The sequence below is a fragment of the Lacrimispora sphenoides JCM 1415 genome (assembly GCF_900105615.1).
Lineage (GTDB): Bacteria > Bacillota > Clostridia > Lachnospirales > Lachnospiraceae > Lacrimispora > Lacrimispora sphenoides.
On sequence record NZ_LT630003.1, the window covers coordinates 1,648,713 to 1,661,072 of the forward strand.

Consider the following 12,360-nt stretch of genomic DNA (forward strand, 5'->3'; position numbering starts at 1 on the left):
GAAATTTAGGTAACAGGTTTTCATCATTGAATCATAAGATTTTAGATGATTGCCATAATATAATTATAAATCAAGGAGGCTTATAACTATGGAAAATACTGGAGTTATGAACGTTGAGTTAAGAAAAAGTACCAGAAAGGGTGACAATAATCAGTTAAAAAGAGAAGGATATTTACTGGGGAACATAGCTGGTAAAGGTGTTGATTCAATATCAATAGCTGTTAAGAAAGATGTATTTAGAAGATCAATGAAAGAGTTTGGCCGGAATGGCATTTTTAAACTGGTTGTTCCTGATGGCCAGAGTTATACCGTAATGGCAAAAGAAATACACATTGAACCTGTTAAGAACGAAATCTCTCATTTGGATTTTCAAATGGTATCTTTTTCGGAAAAAATCAAACAAGAAGTGGCCATAAAAATTACCGGAGCAGAACTTCTTGAGTCAAAAAGATTGTTGATTAACAGTACCATAGATTCAATTTTACTGGAGGGCTTACCTCAGGATATTCCCGATGAAATAGTAATTGATGTTTCTAATATGGAGGCTGGTGAAAGTATTCAATTTAGTGATGTTAAACTTCCGGAAGGACTTACCTCAACTTTTGATCCGGAACAAAAAATGATAACAGTTGTTGGCTCTAAGATACGTGAAGCAGTTGAAGGTGAAGAAAAGGCCGAAAGCTAAGAGGAATAACGGCATTCACTTTTCGTATGAAAATATTATAAGAGCCTGATGATAAAGGTGAAAAAAGAAAGCTCTAATTTAGATATTAGATGCTTTCTTTTCTCTTTAAAATTTTTTTTACTTATTTACTTTACATTTTTTCCCGCAACTTCACCTTATTTCTGGCACTGCGCCGGCGTTCATCCTCCAAAGCAGCATAGTGTTTTTTCGTAGTGTTAACATCTGAGTGTCCCAAAACGTCTGCAACCAGATAGATGTCACCGGTTTCCTTATACAGGCTTGTTCCATAGGTGCTGCGCAGTTTATGTGGGGTAATCTTTTTTAAAGGTGCTACGAGTTTGGAATATTTTTTTACCAAATTTTCGACGCTGCGTACTGCAATCCGTTTCTTTTGAAGGGATAGGAAGAGTGCTTTTTCATGGCCTTCCTCAGGAATGACGAAACTGCGTTCGTCAAGATAATCAAGAAGGGCATCCTCAACTTCGGAACCAAAGTACACAGTGACTTCTTTTCCTCCTTTTCTATGAATCCGGATCCCGCCATTTTTTAAATCAATATCATCAACGTCCAGACCAACACACTCCGATACCCGGATACCGGTTCCCAGCATTAGAGTTAATAGTGCGAGATCACGGATCTTGGTTTTCGCATGGTAAGCTTTTTGCTTTTCTGTTAAAGATTCCCCGTTTTCTACTTCATCGAGCAAAAGAGCTACCTCATCAATATCTAACCGGATAATATCCTTTTCATGCATCTTTGGAAGCTGCACCAGAGAAGCGGGATTTGTTTGAAGCCGTTCATTTCGGTAATAATAATTATAGAAGCTTTTCAGTGAAGAGACTTTTCGCATGATTCCTCGCTCTTTGTTGGTCACTTCCTGATTTTTATCATTAAAACGGTATTTTAAATATTCCATGTATTCTTCAATGTCCACGACCCGAAGCGAATCCAGGTGGTCTAAAGTAATATCCTGAACCTGAAGTTTGCCGATTACGGGGTTTTCCTTAATTAGAAAGTCAAAAAATACCCTTAGATCATAAGCGTAAGCTATCCTGGTCCGGGAAGAAGTGCGAGGTTCAATTCCCCTGAAGAAATCTCCGCAGAAATTTGGAAGTTCCTTTACCAACTGGCGCAGGTGCTTAACGTTTTCAATATCTTTTTGCTGATGGTAGGAGAGAGAAGAACTCATAATTGGACCTCATTTCTTTAAGTATTTGGTTTGTAAATGATTTTTGAAAGACCAGTCATTTATATTTCCCTCATTAATTAGTTTTTCTTTTTCAGGCTTAATATATATAGTCTGAGTCTTAGGTAAAGGTGTTTATAGAACTTTACATACTCTGGTATAAAGAGGGTAAGTATTGGGAGCATATCAGAGTAATAGTAATCAAGGATATGAGAGGTAAAGTTCGTTAAGTTATAAAATTAATTGTGTAATTAATAGTTCTATTATTTTCTTTTCCAACTATTCGTTAAACTAGACTTTCGCGAATAGTTGAAACTCTCTGTATCTATCTTAGCATTTCTTTCGTTCTGTGTCAAATTACTTTATTACTCAAGTTTTTCTGCGTATTCCTCTACAATACAGTTTGATAACCGAAAAAAAATTCACTGCTGTTTTGTCGTTTTTCACTGTTTTTCCCGGAAAACCGAAAAACTCAAATCATGGGGGTTTTGTCGTTTTTCTATTTAATACTATCATTAAGTATATCATATTGGCATTATCTTAGTCCAATGATATTCATAAAAAATGATGCATTTTTCTGCGCAATCCTTTACAATACGGACAAGGCTCCTTTTTCCTCTTTTGATAATATAACCTCTTTTTTGGACTCATAGCATAAGAATTTTGACACTCGGAACAAGTCCACCAAACACTATCCGAATAATTTTCTATAATATCATCTGGATCAATAAAGAGCCAGTTACCTAAATTCCATTCCTTCATCAAATCAGAATGTAATGCTTTGAATGAAGTTTTTCCACGTATAGCTTCTCTTCCATTACAATAAGGACAATCTATTTCTTCGTTCACTCTATCTTTCACTGAGCCTTTCCAAGACATTTTACAAACGAGACAATCCCATTCAACTAGAGGTGAATATGTAGATAAAATAGTATCTGAAGTTACTTCATTATTTGAAGAATATTCTGCAGCCTTTTCAGGATACAGTGCTTTAAAAGAGGTTTTGCCTGGAATGGCTTTCTTACCACTACAATAGGGGCAGATTACACTCCTATCTACTCTATCTTTTACAGAACCTTTCCAAGCCATAGCGCACTTTGAACAATCCCAAGTAATAGGTAGACTATATGTTGGAAGAATGTTATCGAGATCCACTTCATTCGTTATAGAGGCTTCTGCATCCAATTCGGGATACAGTGCTTTAAAAGAGGTTTTGCCCGGAATGGCTTTCTTACCACTACAATAGGGGCAGATTACACTCCCATCTACTCTATCTTTTACAGAACCTTTCCAAGCCATAGCGCACTTTGAACAATCCCATGTAATAGGTAGACTATATGTTAGAAGAATGTTATCGAGATCCACTTCATTCGTTTCAGAGGACTCTGCAGCCATTTCAGGATACAGTGCTTTAAAAGAGGTTTTGCCTGGAATGGCTTTCTTGCCACTACAATAGGGACAGATTGCGTCCCCCTCTACTCTATCTTTTACAGAACCTTTCCAAGCCATAGCGCACTTTGAACAATCCCATGTTATAGGTAGACCATATGTTGGAAGAATGTTATCGAGATCCACTTCATTCGTTTTAGAGGATTCTGCAGCCATTTCAGGATACAGTGCTTTAAAAGAGGTTTTGCCCGGAATGGCTTTCTTACCACTACAATAGGGGCAGATTACACTCCCATCTACTCTATCTTTTACAGAACCTTTCCAAGCCATAGCGCACTTTGAACAATCCCAAGTAATAGGTAGACTATATGTTGGAAGAATGTTATCGAGATCCACTTCATTCGTTTTAGAGGATTCTGCAGCCATTTCAGGATACAGTGCTTTAAAGGAGCTTTTGCCTGGAATGGCTTTCTTGCCACTACAATAGGGACAGATTGCGTCCCCCTCTACTCTATCTTTTACAGAACCTTTCCAAGCCATAGCGCACTTTGAACAATCCCAAGTAATAGGTAGACTATATGTAGGAAGAATGTTATCGAGATCCACTTCATTCGTTTCAGAGGACTCTGCAGCCATTTCAGGATACAGTGTTTTAAAGGAGCTTTTGCCTGGAATGGCTTTCTTGCCACTACAATAGGGACAGATTGCGTTCCCATCTACTCTATCTTTTACAGAACCTTTCCAAGCCATAGCGCACTTTGAACAATCCCAAGTAATAGGTAGACTATATGTTGGAAGAATGTTATCGAGATCCACTTTATTTGTCTTAGAGGATACTGCAGCCATTTTAGGATACAGAGCTTTAAAAGAAGTTTTCCCAGGAATGGCTTTTCTACCATTACAATATGGGCAATCTATTTTACCATCAATTCTATCTTTTATCGAACCATTCCAAGACAATCCACAAGTTATGCAATCCCAAATTACTGGAAATGCACGGGTTGGAAGAATGGTATCTGGATCTACATTATTTTCTACAGAAAATTCCGATGCGAGTTCCGGATATAATGCTTTAAAAGAGGTTTTTCCAGGAATAGCCCTTTTGCCTTCAACACAGGCACAATCTCTTGCTTCAATATAACGTTCTTTCATAGAAAATATAAAAATTTTATTGCATTCCTTACATAACCATTTGAATGGTGCCGTATAATCTGGCAATATAAGATCATAATCTGTGACATTTCCATTACTAATATGAAATTCACTTTTTAGGAACATATAACGTTCGACTGATATTGGATTCTCACTGTTGCAATTTTTACAACCTTTTATTCCCTGAACTTTATCGTATACAGTGGCAACATGTAAAGTATGACATTTCTTACATCTCCATATAAAAGGCATTAAGCGGTTGTCTGGAAATATAGCATCTGGGTGCATCATTTCATTTGCTTCGTATACCCACTCTTCTGCTACACCTGGATATAACGCCATAAATGAATTTATTCCTGGAAGAGGAAGCTTTTTACTGCAATAAGGACATGATCTTGTGCCAAATCTTCGTTCTTCTATCATTGAGCTCCAAAGATTATTACAAATTTTGCATTTCCATTTAACTTCTAGCGGATAATAAGATAAAACTTCTGTCACCGGGAGAATATTGTCTGTTGCCCATTCTTTAGCTAATTCGGGATACTCTTCGGCAAAACTTATCTCAACTACATCCTCATCAAAACAATTACTACAGTAAGTATCTGTAGGAATTGTATCGCTACTTTCTGTAAACCAAACTTTTTTACATTTCTTACAATGCCAAGTATTAATGACATAATTCATGTTTCGGCGCCTACTCTTGAACCCCCTTTCAACAGCTAATAATTCTGGACCATTTTTATACATCTTAATATTAATACAAATCGGGCATTCAATATCAGTTTGTGCTTTCGTATATATATGAGATGCCCAAACATGTTTTAATTCATTATTGCATTGCCAATAAACAACCTCTTTTGATGAAGATGATATGTTTTCCAAATTTAATCTTTTATTTTTTTCAAAATGCCATTGTTTATATGCAATTTTGCTTACTTCTTTTAGTTTCATTTTGTACTACTCCTAAATTTTATCAAACAAGTCGTTTAGAACAGAAAAATTGGTTTTATTTTCTTCATTCTTCTTTATGGCCATAAGTATAGAATCTTGATCTTGAATAACATTTTTGAATCCTTTCGGAGATATAATCTGATCCCCTCCATCTAATAATCTATTTTTACGTAATAGCTCATTTGCAATTTCCGGATATACATGTACTTTCAGTACATTGAGCATTGTTTCCAGTTTCTTTTTAAACTTCTGATTTTCTTCAAGTAATTCATTTTGAGTATTATGTAGTTGCTCAATTTTCTTCTCGTTTTTACTGTTTATTTCTCTTGATTTCTTTAATTCTTTAGTGGCAAACTGAGCTTTTTTTATATTGTCAACTGCATAATCACAAATATCAGAGTAATAAGCATCTCTTTCTGCCAAAGCACTCCGTAAACTATAAATATCATTGTTTCGTTTAAGGAAGTCATTAATATCAAGACTTTGAAATACAACAGTATTATTATCTAAAGATTGGACAATTTGATTACTCCCTTTTAATTCTTTGATATAGTTGGCTACTTCCTTGTTACGTCTAAGGTCGTATTCTTTTATTGATAATCCGTTTTCTTCAAGATAAGAGGCTATCATTGCATATTTTAGCTTTTGTGGGTTTCTATCACATCGTTCAAGCCAGTATTCATCAATTATAGGTATTATATTTTCAGTGATTTTCTTTGGACGTGCCATGGTTACTACTCCTCTCCTCTTCCCAGCTTTTTACCAATTTTTGCATATAATAAGATTCGTACTGATTAGAACTGGCTTCTAATCGCATATAAGCAGATTTTACATCTTCTTCATATCCCATGTTTTTCCGGTACTTTTCAAGGCTGTTGATAAAAAATTGAAGTTCTTTATCTATTCTAGATTTATAAATATCATCGTTATCTAAAAAATATGACATATGATTTTTGCGATAATATGGGCAATTATAGCAGTAGCCAATTTCTCCGTTATCCCCTACTACTTTTTTACAATCAGAGATATCAGAATTAGCAAAGGCGACGGAATAACATCGGCCGGAATTTTCAAGTTCAACATAAATATTTCTTTGTTCGATTTTTGCTGACGGATAATAATTAGTACCTAAGGTGTATTCACTGTTTTTTTCCAGCATTGATTTATATTTCATATAAGTACGGCATTCAATCATATTACTTAAATTGGCATAGTAATGTGAGCTGATTTCTATATTGGCATGTCCAGCAAGGAGCATTGCCATAGTAGGTGTTCCACCTTCTGCTATGATATTGATCATTGCAATATGCCTGGTATCTCCAAGATAAATGTACTCAATGTCATTATCTCCAAGAATGTATTCAGTTGTATCATTCCCTTTTATCACATGAAAGTGCAACATTTTTGATATTATTTCATGATAAAACAGACGCAAGCAACAGCTTAAGTTTGTATAGGTGTAAAAGCGGTTATTTTTATGTTTAGGTTGCCTGAATTTTGCAAAATGTGGATCTGTACGAAATAATGTATCGAGAGCATTTGCTTCATATGTTTCTGTTAGATCAATGTATCGTACAATTTCTTCCTTAAGTGAATCAGGGATTGTATACAATACCTCCACATAATCTTGGTTGATGTTATAATGAACTTTTCCTCCGGAACCTTTTAGCTTATTTCGTCTTAACTTTATCTGAGTCTTTCCATTTTCAACAGTCATCAGACAAGCTCGTGGTGTTAAAAGAAATTCTCTGGGTCTAAGGGGAATAACTCCGGTTATTTTCCACCACAGATAAATAGGATAAAAAAATAGACGTTCCTCTGTACTGATATTTTTTACCCAATATTCATTTAATAACTTATCAAATCGAAAATAGCTCTGGAACTGGGACAAGCTTCTTCGGTTCATTGAGTATTCCTTGAAATTAATATCCACAAGTTCTTCAATGTAACCGATTACTTCATCTCGCCGATCAGGGTCCACACATGGCAACATGATTAGAAATTCAGTAATATGATAAGGCAATTTATAGTTTGGAAAAGAATCAAGGTCATCATTAAAAACATATTTTAAAAGCATTTTCATATCATTAACGATGTTTTGCAATGTAATCAGTACTCTTTTTCCAAGTGTTAGTATAATATAAGTTTTTTTGTATTGGATAAATTGAGCAAATGGAATTCCAAAGATTGATTCCCATTTTCGTTTATAAAGCAATTGCGAGAAGTTAAAACGAATTCCTACGTTTGAATATTCATCATGTAACTGCCATCTTTCATCTTGAAATTGGCAATTAGATATAACGCCTTTCTGCTTATAAATTTCAAATAAGTCCATGGCGGACTGTATACTGGAGGAGTCCAACTCTTGTTCAATAAGTATAGGTTCGTATAGCGTCTCGTTTTGTTTATTAGCCAGGGAATTCATCTAAAATCTCCTTAATCATTTGAATATATTCTGTTAATGCCTGGTCGCCATACTCGGCAGATATAATTGAAAACATCTCACTTAATGATGGAGCAACCGTCTCTTTTATTAGTAAGGTATACTTCTGTTTAAGATGGTCACTAATTGCTTGATTCCGTAAGGCAAGTAAACGTTGAAATTCTTTTACTAAAGTATATACAGATGCTTTGGTTGTGATTTCATATGGACATCCAATACACTGTTTAGAGTCTTTGAATGGACATTGCCTATTCATTGCAGTCATTAAGCACAAAAAGTCGGTAGACTTTGAAGCCGCTCTTCCTGAACCAATATTGTGGAGGATTTTTAGGATTTCGTCATCTCTTCTCTCTTGTGATTCTATTGGAAGTATTCTGCTAACAATGCTTTTTGCAGATTCAAAAGAACTGTCCAATGCTGTAATAAAGGTATCCGATTCCAATACTGATAGGCCAACTTCTTTAATTAACTGGGTTTGTTTAGAGACATTCAGTTTTTTATATTTGCCTTCCGTCACAATGTTAAGAAGCATGGATACAACAAAAGAACAAACTCCTCTTTCCAAAAGTTCTTGTGCTATCTGTTCTGCAGAATATCCAGAAAATACTGCATCCTTTAAATAAATCTCCGTAGTCTTACAAAATTCTCCATAAGAGCCTTTATGGGAGCGCGCCAAGGCTGCTAACATATAGCCTTTTGCATGTGGTTGTTGAGTATCTGATATCTCTCCCTCCAAAACAGTATCACTTAATAATTCGATAGCTTGCATATAGGCTTTATTTGCACTTCTTGCTCGGAAATCATTTTCCAAGAATAGGTTTCCAATATCCTCTCCTAAATACCTGGTAATTGCTTCATAATCTTTCACCGGTGTAATAAATGCAGATTCACTTTGCTTCCTTTGGTGATGAGACTCAGAAATTATAAACATCATTCCGAATAACTCCATGCTGCTTTCTGGGATCATCAATTTAATATCAGAAATATTTGAAGAGGAAGCAGTTTTCGAAGGTGTTATTGGTCGGCTTTTCAATTGCCATAATACACTGTTTACAGCAATTATTGCAGATCTTGTATCAAATGTATCATCGATGATAGACTGTAATATTTCATCTGGCATCTGCCGGAGTCTGGGGTGAGGAATTCTGATAATATCGGTATCACGTAGCGCACTAATACAATGTATTGCTAAATATATCCAACAGTTAGCAATCCCCGGATTTCTAGCAGCATGAATAAAGAGATTATTTTCTTGAATATATGATGGATTAAATAAATAATAGACCATTTGTAGAATCGTATCGCTGTCATATGCATTTGTTTTATTTGTATTTAATCTTCTACGCGCTAATTCGAAATCAAGAGTGAAATTAGTATTATGCTTTTTACGTAACCAAGACATAAAATAGATCAACTGTTTTCCAATATAAAGTGGCAGTTTTTCACAAGTTGTTTGAACAAGTTTGTCTATTTCTTGATTATTATATAAATAAATATCTTTCTCTAAAGTATATAGTAAAAAGTCATTAATCATGTACTGCTCATTTTCATCAAGGTCATACTCTATATAAAATGAAGTTAATACACCTGATGTAAGTGGGTATTTTTCTTTTAAAAGCCGTAATAATATTTCTACTTTCTCTGGAATTGTTTTTCTGTAATGTTCCAAGAAAAATTGAATATTAGACTCCATTTTTGCAACATTTTTATCAGAAAATAAAAGCTCTGTCTCATCTCCTACATTAGAAACGCTAATCTCTATTCCATACCATTCGTTATCAATTAGCAGGGCAACTATATCTCGTAAGAAATTTTGCTGTTCATCTTCCGCTATATTCCGTCTATTCATTTGCTCTAACAAAAAGGATTTTAAGCTGACATGCCTATTCATAATCAAAATCCCCTTTTGGTATCATTTTATCAGAACTGTATTTTAGAAAGTCAAAAAGCTCATCATTAATATACCTTAATTGTTTCTGTAATTCCCCTTTGTTTTGTAAGTATGTCAGTGCACTCTCCGGGCTTTTATCACCTCTCCAGTACTGAAGGCCAGCCACGTCTTCTCCATAAGTACATAACTTTACCGTAAACCAGTGTCTCAAGATATGCGGAGCAATATTGTGTTCCTGTAGATCATGCGCATATTCAATTACTTCCTGACTATTTGATTGTAATAGCAAAGGTATGATATCGCGTGAGAGTTGTCTGAATTTTATTCTATAATTGCCATAGGTCATTGCCTTACCCTGGTAATTAATGTTCATTGGGCAATAGTCAGTTTCAAATTTACATGTAGATAAGTATTGTTTATGTAGTTCATATGCATCCATAAATGCTGATAAAAATCTTGGATAAATTTGCTGCTTTCTTTCCTTTTTGATTCGTCCTACTGGTAATAGATCGGAACGTAAATTTTTTTCCACTGTCAGATCTATAACGATACGAGTAACTTTTCCATTGGTTTTCCTCATTGTAAGCCCACTTCCTAGAGGACTGCATTCCTGGCGAACATTACAAGCTTCTGACGGCCTCAAACCAGCAAAGGCACTCAGCACCATTAAGAAAAAGATGTCTTTATAGTGTTGTGCAGCATAAGCGAGAAAAATATGTAACACAGCATCTGGTATATCTCGAAAAATAGATTTGAAATTATGGTTATATAAGACCTCAAAAGCAGGTGCGAGCCTAAATTTTATTTCTCCATGACGGGTTTGATAACGTTCTTCTTTTGTAAAATCAGATACTCTCAATATACTTTCAGTTTCATAGCTTTTCACATAACTAGTTAAAAAATCAATAATAGATGTAGCACAACGTTCAACTGTACTTTTACTATGACTGCTATTCAAACTATAGTTTGTAAAAAAGTCCTGAATCATTGGTACCGTCAGTTGTGTCAGGCAATCAATTCGATTTACAGTATGTTTTTTTATTAAAACATGATTCAAAAAAGCAATAACAAATGCAAACCGGTTATTACTGTCATCAGATATTGATTTGATCCATCTGGTTGATTTAATATGATTATGGAAAGTAGTAAATGCAATAATAATATTATCTGGATCTTTAAGCACGATAAATTGTCTGGTAATTAGCTGGTCATCGTGTATAATTAGGCGGTGCCTATAAATAGCAAAGCGATATCCTTCCATAGGATTAATGTGAGTAATACTACTCATATTTTCCTTACCTCGGCTTTATTGGGAAATTTTCAAAAAATGATGATAGAAATATATAGACTTATAGCCGGTATGCAGTAAGATCTGCAGAGTATGTCACTTGATTTTTTGCGCATTTTATGGTAAGATGCAAATCAGTGATAATTATATAAGTCACCATCAGTAAGCATTAATAACTTCTTTGGTCGGGAGAGTTAATGCTTATTTTCGTATAAATGTTATATTAGTTTTTTAATATCATATCAGTATTGTCTGAACAGTTCAAGTTTTTTATAATATAAATCTAAATATAGATTTGTGCTAATTAATAACTTTTATATATTCAAGTGAAATGAGGGAGTATCTTATGTCTAAAACAGAAGCGGCAATAAGATTATATGAACTATGTAAAGATATGGATATTGAGGAAACGCTGGATTTAGTGCTAAATGCTGAAACACAAGAGCAACAGGATTTCTTTTCTATGCTAAGCGATTTTATTTTGCAAAAAAAGCAAATGAAAGTTATTGCTCAGAAAATATATTGAAAATATTTCTTGACTTTCTCTAACTAAACGATGGACTCACACGTAGAATATTCAATAATTTACTTCCAATCTGTATTATCCCGATCGATATGAAAAGAATAAAAAAGAGAGCATCCTTTGAGATGAATCTATGCTCCAAAAGATGCTTTCGTTATACGATTTAATTTTATTAGGTTTCCTCTTCATAGGAAAATATAGTTTCAATTGGAACATTAAATACTTTTGAAATATCCATAGCAAGTTTCAAAGACGGATTATATTGTCCTTTTTCTAAACGGATAATAGTTTCTCTTCGTACACCCACAATTGAAGCAAGTTCAGCTTGACTTAAGTTAACTAGATCCCTATTTTTTTTAATTTGAGTTATTAATTTAGACATAAAATCATGCCTCTAAAATTATGGAGTTTTTACGCTCAATCCAAATGTAAGTGATGGTTTGAAATAATCCTACAAAACCCAAAATAACAAAGATTAAACTTGGAGTTATAATAATTTCCTTTTTCATTATTAATAATAGCAACCCAGCTATCGCTATTATTATACATATCATATTAAACGTAATTCTTCTGGCCCGACTATAATAGACCATAGTCATTTCATCCCAAGGCTCACTTTTAACCTTCTTTAGTAGAAAACTCATAATCATAATTATTAACAAGCCACCAGCTATCACTGTTCCCATCATTGTTTTCTTATAAAAGGTACTTACAAGCCCCATAAATAGTAGGGCTCCATTGGATAAACCATCTGTTAACAATTCTTTTATTACTGTTATTGGCTTATTTATCATATATGGCCTCCTATGTGATATATTTGTATCATGTTGCAAATATATCACATATCAATGA

10 protein-coding genes are annotated in these 12,360 nt (G+C 34.3%); 2 read left to right on the forward strand and 8 right to left on the reverse strand.

Annotated elements, in window-relative coordinates; all coding sequences use genetic code 11:
- The first annotated feature begins 88 nt into the window (after positions 1–88).
- Entirely contained in the window at positions 89–685 is a 597-nt protein-coding gene (locus BMX69_RS07370) for a 50S ribosomal protein L25 (protein WP_100041989.1), read from the forward strand.
- Between the two features lie 130 nt (positions 686–815).
- Here the strand turns inward: BMX69_RS07370 and BMX69_RS07375 are convergent, their stop codons facing one another.
- From BMX69_RS07375 to BMX69_RS07400, 6 genes are all read right to left on the reverse strand, one after another.
- Positions 816–1,874, reverse strand: a complete 1,059-nt coding sequence (locus tag BMX69_RS07375) for a tyrosine-type recombinase/integrase (protein WP_100041990.1) — start codon at positions 1,872–1,874, stop codon at positions 816–818.
- A 552-nt stretch (positions 1,875–2,426) separates the two neighbouring features.
- Positions 2,427–5,363 carry a zinc-ribbon domain-containing protein gene (locus tag BMX69_RS07380; protein ID WP_100041991.1) on the reverse strand — a complete coding sequence of 979 codons (2,937 nt, stop codon included), beginning with the start codon at positions 5,361–5,363 and terminating at the stop codon, positions 2,427–2,429.
- A gap of 12 nt (positions 5,364–5,375) precedes the next feature.
- Positions 5,376–6,092, reverse strand: a complete 717-nt coding sequence (locus BMX69_RS07385; RefSeq protein WP_054791909.1) for a hypothetical protein — start codon at positions 6,090–6,092, stop codon at positions 5,376–5,378.
- A complete protein-coding gene (locus BMX69_RS07390) occupies positions 6,067–7,788 on the reverse strand; it encodes a hypothetical protein (protein WP_100041992.1) in 1,722 nt (573 codons plus the stop codon). The genes BMX69_RS07385 and BMX69_RS07390 overlap by 26 nt, the downstream gene beginning before the upstream one ends.
- Positions 7,772–9,697, reverse strand: a complete 1,926-nt coding sequence (locus BMX69_RS07395; RefSeq protein WP_054791913.1) for a hypothetical protein — start codon at positions 9,695–9,697, stop codon at positions 7,772–7,774. The genes BMX69_RS07390 and BMX69_RS07395 overlap by 17 nt, the downstream gene beginning before the upstream one ends.
- Positions 9,690–10,985, reverse strand: coding sequence for a hypothetical protein (locus tag BMX69_RS07400; RefSeq protein ID WP_100041993.1), 1,296 nt, complete (start codon positions 10,983–10,985; stop codon positions 9,690–9,692). The genes BMX69_RS07395 and BMX69_RS07400 overlap by 8 nt, the downstream gene beginning before the upstream one ends.
- Before the next feature lie 346 nt (positions 10,986–11,331).
- On the opposite strand from BMX69_RS07400, the gene BMX69_RS07405 reads away from it, so the two are divergent.
- Positions 11,332–11,511 carry a hypothetical protein gene (locus BMX69_RS07405; protein ID WP_054791916.1) on the forward strand — a complete coding sequence of 60 codons (180 nt, stop codon included), beginning with the start codon at positions 11,332–11,334 and terminating at the stop codon, positions 11,509–11,511.
- Positions 11,512–11,680: 169 nt separating this feature from the next.
- On the opposite strand, the gene BMX69_RS07410 is transcribed toward BMX69_RS07405, so the two are convergent.
- Together BMX69_RS07410 and BMX69_RS07415 are read right to left on the reverse strand one after the other, a co-directional pair.
- Positions 11,681–11,890, reverse strand: a complete 210-nt coding sequence (locus BMX69_RS07410) for a helix-turn-helix transcriptional regulator (RefSeq protein WP_054791917.1) — start codon at positions 11,888–11,890, stop codon at positions 11,681–11,683.
- A gap of 4 nt (positions 11,891–11,894) precedes the next feature.
- Positions 11,895–12,302, reverse strand: coding sequence for a DUF2178 domain-containing protein (locus tag BMX69_RS07415; protein ID WP_054791918.1), 408 nt, complete (start codon positions 12,300–12,302; stop codon positions 11,895–11,897).
- Positions 12,303–12,360: the final 58 nt, after the last annotated feature.

Bases quoted from the DNA above. Each gene is read 5' to 3' on its own strand.
- BMX69_RS07370 (WP_100041989.1), top strand. From the start codon at position 89: ATGGAAAATACTGGAGTTATGAACGTTGAGTTAAGAAAAAGTACCAGA.
- BMX69_RS07375 (WP_100041990.1), bottom strand. From the start codon at position 1,874: ATGAGTTCTTCTCTCTCCTACCATCAGCAAAAAGATATTGAAAACGTT.
- BMX69_RS07380 (WP_100041991.1), bottom strand. From the start codon at position 5,363: ATGAAACTAAAAGAAGTAAGCAAAATTGCATATAAACAATGGCATTTT.
- BMX69_RS07385 (WP_054791909.1), bottom strand. From the start codon at position 6,092: ATGGCACGTCCAAAGAAAATCACTGAAAATATAATACCTATAATTGAT.
- BMX69_RS07390 (WP_100041992.1), bottom strand. From the start codon at position 7,788: ATGAATTCCCTGGCTAATAAACAAAACGAGACGCTATACGAACCTATA.
- BMX69_RS07395 (WP_054791913.1), bottom strand. From the start codon at position 9,697: ATGAATAGGCATGTCAGCTTAAAATCCTTTTTGTTAGAGCAAATGAAT.
- BMX69_RS07400 (WP_100041993.1), bottom strand. From the start codon at position 10,985: ATGAGTAGTATTACTCACATTAATCCTATGGAAGGATATCGCTTTGCT.
- BMX69_RS07405 (WP_054791916.1), top strand. From the start codon at position 11,332: ATGTCTAAAACAGAAGCGGCAATAAGATTATATGAACTATGTAAAGAT.
- BMX69_RS07410 (WP_054791917.1), bottom strand. From the start codon at position 11,890: ATGTCTAAATTAATAACTCAAATTAAAAAAAATAGGGATCTAGTTAAC.
- BMX69_RS07415 (WP_054791918.1), bottom strand. From the start codon at position 12,302: ATGATAAATAAGCCAATAACAGTAATAAAAGAATTGTTAACAGATGGT.